Source organism: Methanomassiliicoccales archaeon, assembly GCA_013415695.1.
In the GTDB taxonomy this organism is placed as follows: domain Archaea; phylum Thermoplasmatota; class Thermoplasmata; order Methanomassiliicoccales; family JAAEEP01; genus JAAEEP01.
Map to the genome: position 1 here is coordinate 25,587 of JAAEEP010000009.1, position 16,003 is coordinate 41,589.

General features: G+C 49.9%; 15 protein-coding genes. 10 read left to right on the plus strand and 5 right to left on the minus strand.

The window, feature by feature from the left end:
* Window positions 1–124: 124 nt before the first annotated feature.
* Window positions 125–1,111: a DUF1616 domain-containing protein gene (locus GKC03_05685; GenBank protein ID NYT12029.1), complete on the plus strand. Its 987-nt coding sequence runs from the start codon at window positions 125–127 to the stop codon at window positions 1,109–1,111.
* A gap of 2 nt (window positions 1,112–1,113) precedes the next feature.
* Here the strand turns inward: GKC03_05685 and GKC03_05690 are convergent, their stop codons facing one another.
* From GKC03_05690 to GKC03_05700, 3 genes are all read right to left on the minus strand, one after another.
* On the minus strand, window positions 1,114–1,611 hold the full coding sequence (locus tag GKC03_05690; GenBank protein NYT12030.1) for a hypothetical protein: 498 nt from the start codon (window positions 1,609–1,611) through the stop codon (window positions 1,114–1,116).
* Window positions 1,612–1,656: 45 nt separating this feature from the next.
* Entirely contained in the window at window positions 1,657–2,514 is an 858-nt protein-coding gene (locus GKC03_05695) for a CPBP family intramembrane metalloprotease (protein NYT12031.1), read from the minus strand.
* A gap of 63 nt (window positions 2,515–2,577) precedes the next feature.
* Complete coding sequence (locus GKC03_05700) at window positions 2,578–3,249, minus strand: metal-dependent hydrolase (GenBank protein NYT12032.1); 672 nt, start codon at window positions 3,247–3,249, stop codon at window positions 2,578–2,580.
* Window positions 3,250–3,500: 251 nt separating this feature from the next.
* Here GKC03_05700 and GKC03_05705 point away from each other — a divergent pair, with 251 nt between their 5' ends.
* The 3 genes from GKC03_05705 (at window position 3,501) to GKC03_05715 (ending at window position 7,609) form a co-directional block, all read left to right on the plus strand.
* The gene (locus GKC03_05705; GenBank protein NYT12033.1) at window positions 3,501–4,763 is read left to right on the plus strand and encodes a UDP-glucose/GDP-mannose dehydrogenase family protein; all 1,263 of its coding nucleotides are present in this window, start codon (window positions 3,501–3,503) and stop codon (window positions 4,761–4,763) included.
* A 4-nt stretch (window positions 4,764–4,767) separates the two neighbouring features.
* The gene (gene galU, locus GKC03_05710) at window positions 4,768–5,676 is read left to right on the plus strand and encodes a UTP--glucose-1-phosphate uridylyltransferase GalU (GenBank protein ID NYT12034.1); all 909 of its coding nucleotides are present in this window, start codon (window positions 4,768–4,770) and stop codon (window positions 5,674–5,676) included.
* Between the two features lie 115 nt (window positions 5,677–5,791).
* On the plus strand, window positions 5,792–7,609 hold the full coding sequence (locus tag GKC03_05715) for a hypothetical protein (GenBank protein ID NYT12035.1): 1,818 nt from the start codon (window positions 5,792–5,794) through the stop codon (window positions 7,607–7,609).
* Between the two features lie 82 nt (window positions 7,610–7,691).
* Here GKC03_05715 and GKC03_05720 read toward each other — a convergent pair whose 3' ends face one another.
* Complete coding sequence (locus GKC03_05720; protein ID NYT12036.1) at window positions 7,692–8,537, minus strand: universal stress protein; 846 nt, start codon at window positions 8,535–8,537, stop codon at window positions 7,692–7,694.
* 179 nt (window positions 8,538–8,716) lie between these two features.
* Here GKC03_05720 and GKC03_05725 point away from each other — a divergent pair, with 179 nt between their 5' ends.
* The 4 genes from GKC03_05725 (at window position 8,717) to GKC03_05740 (ending at window position 11,697) form a co-directional block, all read left to right on the plus strand.
* Window positions 8,717–9,526, plus strand: coding sequence for a mechanosensitive ion channel family protein (locus tag GKC03_05725; protein ID NYT12037.1), 810 nt, complete (start codon window positions 8,717–8,719; stop codon window positions 9,524–9,526).
* Window positions 9,527–9,674: 148 nt separating this feature from the next.
* On the plus strand, window positions 9,675–10,361 hold the full coding sequence (locus GKC03_05730; protein ID NYT12038.1) for a phosphate ABC transporter ATP-binding protein: 687 nt from the start codon (window positions 9,675–9,677) through the stop codon (window positions 10,359–10,361).
* Window positions 10,362–11,141, plus strand: coding sequence for an iron export ABC transporter permease subunit FetB (fetB, locus tag GKC03_05735; protein NYT12039.1), 780 nt, complete (start codon window positions 10,362–10,364; stop codon window positions 11,139–11,141).
* 187 nt (window positions 11,142–11,328) lie between these two features.
* The gene (locus GKC03_05740; protein NYT12040.1) at window positions 11,329–11,697 is read left to right on the plus strand and encodes a helix-turn-helix transcriptional regulator; all 369 of its coding nucleotides are present in this window, start codon (window positions 11,329–11,331) and stop codon (window positions 11,695–11,697) included.
* 156 nt (window positions 11,698–11,853) lie between these two features.
* On the opposite strand, the gene GKC03_05745 is transcribed toward GKC03_05740, so the two are convergent.
* Window positions 11,854–12,747, minus strand: coding sequence for an NAD-dependent epimerase/dehydratase family protein (locus GKC03_05745; GenBank protein NYT12041.1), 894 nt, complete (start codon window positions 12,745–12,747; stop codon window positions 11,854–11,856).
* 594 nt (window positions 12,748–13,341) lie between these two features.
* On the opposite strand from GKC03_05745, the gene acs reads away from it, so the two are divergent.
* Both acs and GKC03_05755 read left to right on the plus strand, forming a co-directional pair.
* Window positions 13,342–15,321: an acetate--CoA ligase gene (gene acs, locus GKC03_05750; protein ID NYT12042.1), complete on the plus strand. Its 1,980-nt coding sequence runs from the start codon at window positions 13,342–13,344 to the stop codon at window positions 15,319–15,321.
* Window positions 15,318–15,995 (plus strand): hypothetical protein, encoded by a 678-nt coding sequence (locus tag GKC03_05755; GenBank protein ID NYT12043.1) that lies wholly within the window; start codon window positions 15,318–15,320, stop codon window positions 15,993–15,995. Before acs ends, GKC03_05755 begins: the two co-directional genes overlap by 4 nt.
* Window positions 15,996–16,003 lie beyond the last annotated feature (8 nt).

A 16,003-nucleotide genomic window follows, 5' to 3' on the forward strand; every position in this document is an offset into this window, starting at 1 on the left:
AACTTTCATTGATGTTGACCTCATAATCACTGTTTTCCACGGGTAGACCTGAGAAACGCCCATATTTCAATCATTCCAGCCATACACAAAGAATTAAGTAGCGTCTCTGGAATCCGCTGGCAGTATGAGGTTCGATTTTCGCAGATCCTGGGATCTGACTGGGATCATTGCGCTCTCACTCATTTTAATCGCCGTGATCATGGCAATTCCCGATAGTGTGGTCAGAGTGATAATCGGTCTGCCCTTCATTCTGTTCTTCCCGGGATACGCATTGATCGCTTTCCTGTTCCCCAGGGAAGCAGACCTCGGCATCATCGAGAGAGTAGCGCTCTCATTCGGCCTCAGCATTGCCATCACACCGTTGATAGGTTTGGGTTTGAACTACACTCCATTCGGCATAAGACTGGAGCCCATTCTTGCGTGCATCACCGCCTTCAACCTGATCTTCGCGTTCCTGGCGGAATACAGGAGGTGGAAGGTCGATGGACCCTACCACCCCATTCAGCCAGAGAGGATGAAGGGGTTTGTGAATTCTGCCTTCAAGGAGGGGACGCGGTTGGACCGTGCATTGACGGTGATATTGGTGATATCCATCGCCTGCTCCCTGATAGCCCTTGCCTATGTGATTGCCGTCCCCAAGGAGGGGGAGAAGTTCACTGAGTTCTACATCCTTGGTCCTGGAGGTAAGGCATCGGACTATCCCACCAACCTCACCACGGGAGAGGAGGCCTCCCTCATCATGGGAATAGCCAATCACGAGTATCGGACCGTGTATTACGGAGTTGAGCTATGGTTGGTGAACGCTTCCTTTGTCGATAATCAAACGCAGGTTCACCAGATGTACTTCTTCGATTCACTCAATGTCACATTAGAATCGATACCGCCTAACATCGAGGGCAACTGGACACCTCAATGGGAGATGAACTATAGCTTTTCAGTGGACATAGAGGGGCAGTACAAGATGTGGTTTCTTCTTTACGAGGATTCTCACGAATTCGAAGGCGTGAAGTACCAGGATTATGCCGGAACCAGCATGGAAGAGAAGATAATCCAGGCTGTTGAAGGCGATATCCTGAGTCTCAACCTCAACATGCGCATCACCGCTCCTTGATACTACTCGATGCGGTTCCTGTCCATGAAGCACTTTCCCCCCATGTCCAGACCAATGTCCTCTGCAATCGAACGGGTGTAATGCTCTGGGTCCTCCATTACCGAGAGCTCATTGTCTTCGGGGTCAAGGAATACGGCAAGAAGGCCTCCCCATTCCTGCCTCTCCGGTTTCAGCATGAACCTTACATCTGAGTCAACGAGACGCCTGTGGACATCGTAGATACTTTCAGTCCTGAACACGATCCCTGTTGGACCTCCAGGCTGCCTCGTGTCAAAGGGAGATGGCTCGTACAATGCGATGTTCCCAAGCAAATCGGGGGACCCTAGTTCCACCCAGTTGTTTTCCTTGCTATCAATAACCAGTTTGAGTCCAAGTACATTGGCATAGAAATCCAGCCCAGCGCCCAGATCTGAGACCGGGATTGATGCTATCCAGACACCTTTGAGCTTGCCAATTTCCCCGTATTCCTGCTCACCGCCCATGGGATCTCCAAGAGGCATGCTTGAAGATTGAAACCAGTGATATTTAAACCTTGGATGGAGGGATCAGTAGGGAAATACCGAGAACAGGAAGAAGTTGATTGCACCGTGGAGGATGGTCACGAACAGAAGGCTCCTGGTCCTTTCGTACGAGATACCAAAGATCAGGCCTATGAAGAAAACGTATACGAGATAGAATAACTGGGAGTATCCCGAGTGCATTAGAGTGAAAATCAATGAGGCCAGTAGTATCGCCGATGCTGTTCCCATCACCCTCTTGAAACGGTCCTGAAGCAGGTACCTGAAGACCAATTCCTCTCCCAGGCCCACGAATGCGAACATCACGATCCCTAAGAGTAGCAACGAGCCGAAAGTAATGTCGGGAATGAGCCTCTCTGGACCCAATACCTGATATTCTATGAATCCAAGAAGGGCGCCCAGACCAATCCCAACAGTGATGTAGAGAACGATTGTCTTTGCGTTAGCGTCTCTGATCCTTCCACGGGCGAGTTCGATTAACCCTCTTAGAGATAGACCACCATCCGAGAAGCCGTACATGGCGATCATGAAACCCACGACTATTACCGGAGCATAAATGAACGGAAGCCAGTAGATGGTCATGTCAAAGAAGACTGGCATGCTTATGTTCATCATCCTAAGCAAGGAAACGAGTGAGAAGGCCTGGAAGATTCCAGGGGGGATGTTGAGAAGGAATGGGGCCAGGATGCAATACATGAGGTTGAGACCGTGGATAGCCAACGGGATCTCGAGATCCTTCATGAAGAAGAAAGCCTCGGCGATGCCTATCAGAACGGTGGGGACCAGCACGGATAGTGCCAGGAATGGCATTCCCTCGGCAAGTTGGGTGGTGTGCGCACCTTCAATCTGTGTCCCTGAACTCACTCCTCCACTATCCTGGACCACCTCGCTGTATTTAGAGCCATCATATTAAACAATTGCCCGTCGAAGTCAACCTGTTAGAATGAGTTAGAGTTCCAACGAGTCACCTGGGGCAAGGGGGTAGCACTTCCTCCCCATCTCGGCCACCTTCTCGCAGAAAACAACGGGGTCTGCTCGGATCTGGTCGAAGGTATCGTAGTGCATCGGTACCACCGCCTTGGCATCGAGTAGACGCAAAGCTCTCAGGGCATCCTCCTGACCCATGGTATACCAACCACCAATGGGAAGGAGCGCAAGATCCAGGGAGAACTCCTCACCTATTAGGGACATATCCCCAAAGAGGGCAGTGTCACCAGCATGGTAAATGGCTCGGTCATCCATGGTAATTACGAAGGAACATGGAACTCCAATGATTCTTCCCTCAAACGAGGACGAGTGCCATGCTGGAAAGATCTTGACGGCGCAGAACCCCCTGTCGACAACACCTCCCATATGGGCGGCGATAGCATCAGCTCCCTTCTCGATACAGAAGTGAGCGATTTCAGGCGTGGAGAGGATAGGCGCCCCGCTCGCCTTCGAGATTGGAATGGCATCGCCGAGGTGATCATGATGAGCGTGAGTTACAAGGACAAGATCAGGGCTCACCTCCTCTGGCTTCAAGGCAGCATTGGGGTTCCCATCCAAGAATGGGTCGACAAGCACCGATCCCTCCTTCCCGGTGAGAAGGAAGGCCGCGTGTCCGAGATATTTCACCTTCATTCGATCCCTCCAATAAAAATGGGAAGTTCCATTTAAAAGGATTTGGGGGGTAGCTCGAATTTGAGAATATGGTATAGTCCCTGCAATCCATGCGAATATTTGAGTCGAAGATGCGGGTCCAAAAAAACACAATTATCAACGCTGTTTACTAATCTGGCTATAGATTCAATATTATTGAGAAAGCGAATCGGAGACCAAGGGTTTAATAGCGCGGAGGTTTGGTGAACAATGAGCCAAAGTCAGGTGATCATCTGAGGATATCGATCATTGGAACAGGCTATGTCGGTCTGGTGACAGGGGTCTGCCTTGCCGAATTGGGACACCAGGTTACCTGCTTCGACATAGTGAGGGAGAAGATCGACTCCATCAACCGTGGAAAGAGTCCCATTTTCGAGGATGGTATAGATGAACTTATTGAAAAACATCTTTCCAGCGGCGGGTTCAAAGCCTCAGAGGACATATCAGAGATCCTAGAATCCGATGTCACATTCCTATGTGTTGGAACTCCTTCGCGGGAAGATGGGTCGCTTGACCTGACTTACCTGGAGACTTCGGCAAGAGATGTCGGCGAAATACTTCGTGAGAAAGATGGGTACCATCTGGTGGTCGTGAAGAGCACCGTCATGCCAACTACAACAGAGAGAATCATCTTGCCCATCCTTGAGATGCATTCTGGAAAGAAAGCAGGTACAGACTTCGGAGTAGCGATGAACCCCGAATTCCTGAAAGAAGGAGTTGCTATCCATGATTTCCTGGACCCAGATCGGGTGGTGATAGGGGCTATCGACGAGAGATCATCGAAAACGCTCCTTTCCGTATACGATAGTCTGGGATGTCCTATCCTAGAAGTGTCCCTTTCCACGGCGGAAATGATCAAGGTCGCCTCCAATGCCTTCCTGGCCACCAAGATATCATTCATCAACGAGATCGGCAACATCTGCAAGGATATGGGAATCGACGTCAGAGAGGTAGCCGTGGGCATGGGGCATGACAAGAGGATTAGCCCATTGTTTCTTCGGGCAGGCTGCGGTTTCGGGGGTTCCTGCTTCCCGAAGGATGTTAGAGGTTTAATCGCGGAGGCTAGAAGGCGAGGCTTTGAGCCCTTGATGCTTGAAGCCCTGCTTGAAGTGAACAACCGACAACCTGAAAGGTTGGTGAATCTGCTGAAAAGCAGGATGGAGATAAACGGAAAGAGAATCGCAGTGTTAGGGCTTGCATTCAAACCCGGCACTGACGACATTAGGGAATCTCGGGCCATTCGCTTAGTGGAGAGTCTACTGGAAAAGGGTGCCAAGGTACTCTGCCATGATCCTCAGGCAGCGGTAAACTTTAGCAAGGTTTTTTCAACAATAACCTACTACTCCTCATTGGAGGAGTGCGTCGATGACAGTGATGCTGTCATCATAATGACGGAATGGTCCGAATACTCGAATCCTGCCTTGTATGGGGATAAGTTGGTAATCGATGGGAGAGGGGTTGTGAGGACAGGTAATTACGAGGGTATTTGTTGGTGATCAGATGAAAGCAGTAATTCCAGCAGCTGGCATGGGGCTCAGATTCCTGCCACTGACCAAAGAGCAGCCAAAGGAGATGATACCCGTGCTGGACAAGCCTACCATCCAATATGTGGTGGAGGAGGCTATTGCAGCCGGCGTAGATGATATCATTATCATCACGGGGCGCAACAAGAGGGCTATAGAGGACCATTTTGACAAGTCCTTCGAACTTGAAGCGGCATTGGAGAAGATCGAACGATTTGATATGTTGGAGGAGATCAGGAGACTTTCCAACATGGTGGATATCCACTACGTCCGCCAAAAGACGCCTCTTGGATTGGGTGACGCCATACTCAGGGCCAAGAAGCACATCGGGGACGAGCCCTTCGCTGTGATGTTGGGAGATACCATCCACATTTCCAAGGAGCCGGTCATCGGACAGCTTATGAAGATCCACGAACGAACCAAGGGTTCAGTAATAGCTGTGGAAACAGTCCCGGACGAGAAAATCTCGGACTACGGTATCGTTGATGCCGAGCCAATTGATGACAACTTGATGCTCATTCATGACCTAGTGGAGAAACCAACATTCGAGAAGGCTCCCTCCAACATCGGGATCACGGGACGATACATCCTTACGCCCGAGATATTCAGCTACCTGGAGCGAACCGAAATGGGTAAGGGAGAAGAGCTCCAGCTTACCGATGCCATTCGATTGATGAACCTTGACCATGATACCTATGCTTACCGCTTCGAGGGAAGGAGGTATGACATCGGGGACATGGTTTGCTGGCTGAAGACCATCTTCGAGCTTGCCCTGGCACATCCAGATTATTCATCACAGCTGAGAGCCTTCTTAGAAGAGCTACTTTCCCTGAACGGGGAAGAAGTGAACTATGCCTCACTTGCATATGTTATGTCTGCCATCTGAATAGCCAAATAATAAAAGAATCTCGAAATTATTTTCGAGCGTTGGATATACTTCCCCAACGATAATATAAGGAGAATTCGTTAAGCCGCCACATCGAGACCAAGACGGTGAGGGATTGAGCGGTCTGGAAGAAACCTGGTGGAAATTCGAACATTGGTTCAAGCTCATTGGAATTACAGTGGGCACCTTATTGGCCATTGAAGGAATTATCTGCATCACATACCTGGCAACCCCAAACCTGATCTCGGGCTTCCTCCTTGAGATAATGGTGCCATTTGGAATCCACCTTGTCATCATCGGTATCGTCATGGTCGTTTACTGGATATTATGGGGTACGAGATTACCAGGATCCAAATTCACGGAAAACCGATGGTTTTCACTCTTATTATTGCTGATCGGCACACTGCTGGTTATCGAATCTTTCTGCCTTGCCTACTACATATCATGTCATTATAGCTATCCCGGCCATATCCGCAACTTCTGGATAGCTGCCGCAGCCGCCCAACTGTTCGTCCTTGGGATGATGATCGTTCTTGGATGGATCTCCAGGAACATGGACGAGGTGAAGACCGGCTGGGCAAGAATAGTCGCCTACACTTTCGGCTCGATTATCGCCGCTCAGGGACTTTTCGTTATGGCAGCTGCGGTCCCCCTTGAGATTGAGAACATCGGAGTTGTGACGGCAGGGACAATCTCACTGTTTGGATTACAGCTATTCGTTCTTTCCATTATCATAGTAATAATCTGGGGTTTCAAGGACAAGATACTGTTTGGAAAGAAACTTTTCTCGCACTGGCTGGTCCTGGACTTGCCCATACTGCTGGCCGAGATCGTGGCAATCGAGGGCATACTCATCATTATCTTCGCGGCACCTATCAATCCCGATATTCTTGGAATAGAATGGCTTGGCAAGTGGGTGATGGTCGCTTTGGGAGCTCAGCTATTCTTCCTGGCGACGATATGCGCCATTGCATGGTTCTGGTTAGAGAATGGCCCATGGGAATCCAAACCCGTGACCGTGATCGGGACCCTCATCGGCGCTCTCCTGGTCACAGAGGGAATGTTCATAATGGGGGTGGCAGCCCCCATCATAGTGGACAGTATCGGAGGAATGTTGGCCCGGACAGTCACATTGGCGGGAGCCCAGCTTCTAATCATAGGAGCAATAGTACTATTCTATTGGCTCCTGAAGGATAGCACCATTTTCAAGAGGAACATCACCTCCAACAGGGTGGTTTCTCTTGCCCCTCTGATCCTTGGGGCCTTAGTGACAGTAGAGGGGCTCGTCCTCGTGGGATACGCCTCACCCGTTTACCTAGAGGGGGTCGGCCATATTCGGGCTGCCTGGATGACGCTGGCTGGAATTCAGCTTTTCATTGTAGGCGGCATAACTTGTATGCTGTGGTACTGGCGAAACCATTCAAGATCCGAGGCATCTCTAACCAAGATAGGTGAGCCAATAATAGCCTGGATCATAACTGCTCAGGGCCTTTTCATCATGGGGATAGCAGCCCCCATTACAATCGATGGAATAGGCGGATTATTGGAAAGGACCGTGGCAATTGCCGGAGCACAGCTCTTCTTACTCGCACTGGCAATCATTGGATTGAGATTCCTGAGGGGCAGAAACCTACTGCACAGAGAGGTTATGGGGATAAGGTCATCAGAACTGCTAACCTACGTGATATGGGCACTCATCACTGTAGAGGGACTGGTGATCATGGCATTGGCAGCCAACATCTACATCGAGGGTTTCGGAGGAATCTCAGGCATATACATAGCTTTAGCTGGAGTCCAGCTGTCACTATTTGCACTTCTAGGGATGTCATCATGGCTGTGGAGAAATGAGGACATCAGCTATAGGAGAAGTCAGAAGCTAGCCCTCGTTATATTGTTCCTGTTACTTCTGGTTCCCCCCGCATTCATCCTGTAGATTTATTCTTATGCGACCGACGATATAGTTGAGGGTCACAGCCGTTCCTATTGGTCACTTAATCTCATTGTGATGGTAACTTTCAGCCTCGACCGATACACGGAATGATGAGCAGAGATACGGTTGCCTTGCGAATGACCTCCTCAGACACGCTCCCCAATGTCATCTCATGGAGGAGGCTCTTACCATGGGTTCCCATCATGATCAGTGAAGCGTTGAATTCCCGCGACACCTCAAGTATGTTGTAGACCAGGCTTCCAAAGTGGACGTGGGTGGATATATCGCAAGTTCTAGCCTCCAGCTCACCCTTGATCTTGTTCAGCTCCTCCTTCACCCATTGGAATCGGGTGTCATCGCTGACCCTGTACTTGGACGAATCTATGGTATGAAACAACACGGCCTTCTCTAACCCATTGTCGATGAGATACTGAAGTTGTTCTAGAACAGGTTTGTTGCAGCTCGAGAAGTCAAGAGGAACTATAGCCGTGCGGAAGAGGTTGGCGCATCGCCTAACAGCTACCAACTCGCCTTCCTCTTCGGTCACTTCAAACTTATCCAGGAATACCGGGATCAACGAGTTCCTGATGACCCCGAGGCATGTCGAACCAACGATGAACTCTCTGGCCATTCCCTTTCCGGATGAGGCCATTGCGATCATGGTGATGCTCTCTTTTTTCGCTACATCCAAGATGCTTTCCACAGGACTCCCAATCTCTGTACTGAACCTGGCTTTGATATCGATATTGGTTATCGAGTCAATCAGCTCCTGGACCTTGCGTTCTTGATCGTCAGTGACCTCATCGCCTTTTGCCATGACATTCAGTAGAATCATTTCCTCGTTTCCCTTTCCGCAGAATTGGGCAACGCATTGGAACATCTGAAGTGACTGATCTGAAAAATCGACTGGAATGAGAATCCTAGCGAACATGTTAACCTCTATTGGACATTGGATTTGCCCCATCATATTTTTTTTTATAAATTGAGGGGTGGATGATTCGAATCGAATAATGATCTCGATCGCACCTTTTAAACGACATGAAACGATGCCGATTGAGATAGTAACTTTTATATTAATCTAGTTTAAATATTTAAGAATCTGGGAATAAAATGGTTAGCTTAGAGGATACTATTCCCTTTACGGACATAACCCTGATGCAGCTGATCATAGCAATCGCCATCCTTATTGTGGGTTGGATCGCCATCAGGGTCGTAAAGGGGGTATTGAGACGGACTTTAGTCAAGACCAGACTCCCGGCACTCGTTGTCGAGTTCCTGACCAGATTGCTTAGCGTACTCCTTTGGGTGGTGATCATCCTATTCGCCGTGGGGGCTTTAGGTTTCGATACCTCTGCGGTGGTTCTCGGCCTCTCGGCCATAATGGGTTTGATTATCGCCTTCGGAATGCAGGATACCTTCAACAACTTCTTTGCGGGGATTTGGATAGCGATGATAAGGCCCCTGGACAAGGACGAGGTTGTGGAAGTGACAGGCTTAAAGGGGAAGGTGAGGGCGGTTGGCATCATGTCAACTGAACTGATAACACCAGACAACACCTTCATAACCATACCCAATCGATCAGTTTGGGGGGAGCCCATCGTCAACTACTCCCGAATGCCCATCAGGCGGGTTGATGTCTCGGTGGGCACCGCTTACGATGGGGACGTCAACAGAGCCATAGAGGTGGCGATGAGTTTCATCAAGGAGCACCCGCTGGTGTTGAACGAACCGGCCCCGGCCGTGGTGGTCACCGAACTGGGAGACTCCTCGGTGAACCTTGCGCTGAGGGCCTGGAGCGAGACGGCGGATTACTGGACGGTCATGGGAGACCTGACCAAGGGCATATTCGAGGAATACACCAAGGAGGGAATCGAGATTCCGTTCCCGCAGATGGACGTTCATATGGACAAGGGTGGGTGACCCCTCCCCACTTTTTTTCTGATGATATTGTGTCCAGTTGTCAGCGGCTTGAAGGGCATCGATGCCCATGGACTGAACGTTGATCTGCCATGCGATGGTCGACGGTTGTGCAACGGTTAAATCCCCTGGAACCTAATTGTATCAATCGATGTCGGGTAAGATCGAAGCAGAGAGCGTAACGGTATCGACTCAGGGAAAGGACATCATCAAAGAAGTGACGACGAGTATTCCTGAGAAGAAAGTCTTCACGATCGTCGGACCTTCTGGAGCGGGTAAGTCCACATTCCTCAGGACGATCAATAGGCTCATCGATTTCCGAGAAGGAGACATAAAACTGGATGGAATATCCATTAGGGATTACGAACCCATGGAACTGAGAAAGAGAGTGGGGATGGTTTTCCAGATCCCGCTGGCATTCCAGGGTTCGGTGAAGGATAACCTGCTTATGGGACCTAGACTGACCGGTTCCGCTCAACCGGATGTCGGTCAACTTCTGGACAAGGTCGGTCTAGCAAGAGAATTCGCTGAAAGAAAGGCGTCCGAGCTATCGGTGGGAGAACAGCAGAGGATGTGCATCGCAAGAGCAATAGCGAATGAGCCTGACGTACTTCTAATGGATGAGCCAACCGCCTCTCTTGATCCTGAGTCTGCCCGCAAGGTGGAGGAGCTCATTTTGAAGCTGAGTCATGAGGTTGAGTTGACGCTCGTGGTGGTAACTCACAACATGGAACAGGGGAGGAGAATAGGTGACTGGACCATGCTCATGAAGGATGGGAGAGCCGTGATGACAATGTGTACCGATGAGTTCTTCGAGATATACAAGGGGGTTTTTTAGTTGAACATTGAGCAGATCGTATCGATGGAGGATCTGGTGAGATTGGCTGTTGCCTCGATTCTAATCGGAGTTGTGATGATCCTCAGCTACGTAAGGCGCCTGGAGTTGGTATCGGATCTGGCAATTTCATCCATAAGGGCGTTCGTGCAATTATTGATCCTGGCTCTCTTCCTTCAGGTGATATTCGATATCCAGAACATATTCTGGATAAGCCTCATTCTAATCGGAATGATGGTAATAGCGTCATATACCTCAGCTAAGCGGGCTAAGGAAGTTCAACATGCGTTCCGGATCGGTGCGACCTCCATCATCGTCTCCTCCAGTGCAATCATCCTTGTAATGGTGGTCCTTGGAGTCATACCCATGCAGGCGGAGTTCATCATCCCACTGGGGGGGATGGTCATAGGGAACTGCATGAACATCACCTCACTTGCAATGGAACGACTGAAGGGCGAGGTGGCCAATAATACAATGATGATCGATAACATGTTGGCCCTGGGCGCTAGATCGGATCAGGCAATCTCGCCCCTTATCAAGAGGAGTGTCAGGGCATCCTTGATCCCAACCCTAGACAACATGAAGACCATGGGCCTAGTATGGATTCCTGGCCTAATGTCAGGCATGATCATTGGAGGAATGGATCCAAGTAAGGCAGCCGTGTTCCAACTGATCATCATATTCATGATACTTGCCTCCAACACAATCGCTTCCATAATATCCACGATGGAGATGTCGAAGAGTATGTTCGGTAGCGCTGAACAGCTCATCTATAGACCTTGAACAAACAATATCGAATCAGATTATCAGTTCAAAAACAGTCCTTTTCCCATTACCGATACCGAGAGGAAGTGTTCAAAATTGAATTATTTGCATATGCTGGCTATTATTCAAAAACGGAAATCAAATGTGATAATCAACTGAGATAGTTTTTATACCCTCATTTTGGTGCTATCACTAAGGTGAGCAAATGCACGCTCTTGAGACTTCGAGGCTGTTGACCGAGGAATACTCCGCGAAAATCCTGCTCGCAACCATGGGCAAGCCAAAGAGTGCGTTCGAACTCAGCGAGAAGCTGGGAATCCCGATAGCAGCGTGCTACCGGAAGATCAAGCTTCTCGAGAAGGCTGGCCTCATATTCTGCCATGAGAGGCGCTTGACCCGCGCTGGGAAGAGGGTGAGCGTCTACAAGTCCAGGGTAAGGAACGCCCAGATCATCTTCGAAAAGGGGAAGATCAGGGCAAGACTGGAGATGGTTGATGGCACCACGGAGGATTACAACTACAATCTTGATGCGTCAGTTCTACTTACTCAAGATTCACATATGGCCAATGCGTGATTCTATCGATATCCCCCCAGTGATTTCGAATCGCGCTTGGCCTCATTCCCTTTTCATTTCTTATTTCATCTCTTTCATTCTGTAGATCTTGGTCAATCGGCCTCAGGTCTATCAGGATCGAACGAGATTTGATCGGTTTCTGAGAACTCTATTGACCTAGGAGTCAAAGAACGCGGCCAAACCATCTCGAAGGGATATTTTGGGCTTGAAGCCAAGCAATTTTTCCGACACACTTGCATCTCCCAAGCTGTGCCTTATATCCCCTACCCTGGGGGGCCCATGAACAATCTCAACTGGTCTTGGTGCCACTGAGATCACGGTCTCGGCAAGTGCGTTGATCGTCGTAGATTGGCCGGATCCACAATTCATAGTCACGTTCCTGATATTGGAAGTGAGACATGAGCAAATCATGCTGGCTACGTCCTTGGCGTGAATGAAATCCCTTGTCTGTTCCCCATCTCCCTCAATGGTCAGAGGCATGCCGTTCATCGCGTTCTCAACGAATCGCGTGATTACTCCGGAATATGGGCTCTTGGGATCCGCTCTCGGAGAGTAGAGGTTGAACGGCCTGATTATGATGTAATCCTGGTCGAAACTCTCCTTGAATGCCCTGACATAATGCTCAGCGGATAGCTTGCTTGTGCCGTAGAATGACCTTGGTCGAGTGGGGTGACTCTCGTCGACCGGCAAGTAAACTGGATCCCCATAGACCGCAGCCGTTGAGATGTGGATGAATGAGGGGACTCCTTCATCATTTGCCGCCTTCAACATGCTGAGCGTGCCGCCCACGTTCACATCCAAATCCCAAGCGGGATCCTCCGTGCTCCTCACAACGCTTACTTGAGCCGCGAGATGAACTATCGCGTCTGCATCGCGGCAGGCTTCCCTCATGGATACCGTGTCCCTGATGTCCCCATCTCTGTGGAAGGGGACGTGCTCCCTTATGCGAGGAGCTACAAGGTCAACCGATATAACCTGGTGATCTCTAGACAAATCTTCCAGCAGGTACGAGCCTAGTTGTCCCGATCCTCCCGTCAACAGCACCTTCACAATCTCATGAATGCTGGACCGAGTTATACACTTTTTCCGACTAATACAGTTTGGAGTATGAGAAATGAAATGATGGGGGCCGCCCCACTGAGTCCATAGGTATAATCAGGTGGAGCGGGCCATCTGCGCCTCCAATGGTCTCTGCCACTTCTGCGCGAACTTAGGGGGGTATGGACTCAGATACTCATTTGTCATCATTGCTATATAAAAGTCTGATTCAAATTATCAAAGTAGAGAGCGAAAACAGTAGATTATTGTTGGTCGAAATTGCGAAAAGTGAATTTCTACTAATGATATCTTCCACTGAACTTACAGGAAGCATCATTGCGATTTGATAACACTGGACAGGGAGAGCGTTCTGAAAGGAGTTCGATATCGTACGATTGTCGGTATGGACAAATGACGACATCTTTCTAATCTTGAAATACAAATGTTCCAGACTACCTACGATATCTATAAAATAATACGACAATTAATGAATTATTCGAATCCTGTACTCCAACAAGATTTATATATGCGAGTCGATGGTGTTTCAATATTAACGGTTCAAATGGCAATGGCCTGACTGGGCTGTTCCATCAAAGGAGGCTCCGTATGAGCAATGAAAAGACCTTCGAGTCAATTATGGAGGAAAAGCGAAGGTTCGCCCCTCCGAAAGAACTTAGCGATCAGGCATACATCGGCAGCATGGAGGAATATGAACAACTCTATGAAGAGTCGATAAGGGATCCACAGGCATTCTGGGAGCAGAAGGCGAAGGAAGAAATTGAATGGTCATCTCCATGGGAGAGCGTATTCGAGTGGGATGTCAATGATGCGAAGTTTACTTGGTTCAAGGGCGGCAAGCTCAACGCAACCTATAACTGTCTAGACAGACACGCGAAGAGCTGGAGGAAGAATAAGGCCGCGATAATATGGCAGGGAGAGCCGTACGAGGACGTCAGGATATTCACCTACCAGCAACTTCTGCACGAGGTATGCAAGTTTGCCAATGTGCTGAAGAAGTACGGGGTGAAGAAAGGCGATCGCGTGTCATTATATCTGCCAATGATCCCAGAACTGGCCATCGCGATGCTGGCCTGCGCGAGGATCGGAGCGATCCACAGTATCGTTTTCGGGGGATTCAGTGCGGATTCACTGAGAGACCGCATCAGGGACAGCGATTGCTCAGTGTTGATTACATCCGATGGTAGCTTCAGGAGCGGGAAACTCATACCTCTCAAGAGCAACGCTGACATCGCGCTCTCCGCCGAGACACCGGTCACGAAGGTGATCGTGGTCAAGAGAACCGGCGTACCCGTAGAGATGAAGGAGAAAAGAGATGTCTGGTGGCACGAGGAGATGTCAGATTCCTCTCCGGTGTGCGCCCCGGAGATCATGGACGCAGAGGATCCGCTCTTCATCCTGTATACCTCCGGCTCGACCGGAAAGCCAAAGGGTGTTCTCCACACCACTGGCGGGTACTTGCTGTTCACGACTCTCACTTTCAAATACATCTTCGATTACCACGAGGATGACACCTACTGGTGCACCGCCGACATCGGTTGGATCACCGGGCACTCGTATATCGTCTACGGTCCACTCTCGGCGGGGGCGACAAGCATCATGTTCGAGGGAGTTCCCACCTATCCTGATAAGGACAGGTTCTGGGAGATAGTGGAGAAGTTCAAGGTGTCCATCTTCTACACTGCCCCCACCGCAATCAGGTCGCTGATGAGGGAAGGAGAGGAGTGGCCGAACAGGAGGGATCTTTCCTCGCTCCGAGTGCTCGGAAGCGTGGGGGAGGCCATCAATCCGGAAGCATGGATGTGGTACTACAATGTCATCGGAAAGGGGAGATGCCCGATTGTTGATACATGGTGGCAGACAGAGACCGGTGGGATACTCATTACCCCGCTTCCCGGAGCTAACATTCTGAAGCCAGGGGCTGCACTCCGTCCATTCTTCGGTATCGAACCACTTGTTCTGAAGGACAACGGAAAGCAGGCGGGAGTTAACGAAGGGGGCTATCTCGTCATCAAGAAACCATGGCCAGCGTTGATGAGAACGGTATACGGGCAGCATGAGAGATTCAAAGAGACATACTGGTCAATGTTCCCGGGCTACTATTTCACTGGAGATGGTGCAAGAGTTGACGAGGACGGCGACATCTGGCTGATGGGTAGGGTCGACGACGTGATCAATGTCTCGGGCCACAGGATCGGTGCCGCAGAAGTAGAGAGCGCCCTTGTCTCTCACGAGAAGGTAGCAGAGGCAGCCGTGGTTCCCATGCCTCACGAGATCAAGGGAGAGGCGATATACGCCTTCGTCACTCTAAAGGCTAACGTCGAGGAGAGCGAGGAGCTAAAGAAGGAGCTGGCAAATCATGTCAGGAAGGCGGTGGGACCGATTGCCAAGCCTGACGTCATACAGTTCTCCACTTCCTTGCCCAAGACCAGGAGCGGCAAGATCATGCGTCGCATACTTCGAAAGGTCGCATCTGGAGAATACGAGAAACTGGGTGATACAACGACACTTGCAGATCCTACAGTGGTAAAGAAGCTCATTGAAGCAAGAGTGGGGGCGGTCAAATGATCTTTCTCATGCGCCTTTACCCAAAGGATAGCGCGGTTTCCATATGGGAATTCGTGAAGTCGAGGATGCACTCCAGGAAGACCCAAAGGGTGGAACCCATACTCGTCTCAGTTCAGGAGGAGGCGAAGTGGGTCACCCTGTACCTAATGTCGGACGACGTCGAGGCCATAGGGGACTTCATCGTGAATGATTTGGGAGAATGCGATGACGTCCTATACACTATGACAGTACCTCTACTCAAGATGGTCTTCCTTCCAGTCTCTAAGAGTCTGCCTCCGGAAACGAAGAGATACAGCATCATGATCCGCTGCGACCTGCAGCACTACTACTCGGCATTCAAGAAGGTGATAGATCTCCATCCCAAACCTGGAGTCAACCCCACGTTCTCGGCATTCCTTCTGGGCAAGTACGACATTCTGCTGTCAATAGTGGCCGAATCGAGAGAGAAGCTGGACTCCTATGTGGAATCGGCAATCAAGACCATAATGGGGGTCCGGGAAGTGGAAGTGTTCCCGATCGACAAATCATGGATTGTGGTGGGTGAAGATGACTGGAAGCGGATCCAAAGAGCCATGCTCTACATCCCATCTTGGATGACCCACTTCGGGGACGACATGGAGTTCGCATTCTACCTCACGGAAGAGGACATCAGTCTGTCTGGAATGATCAAGTGATCCACTGA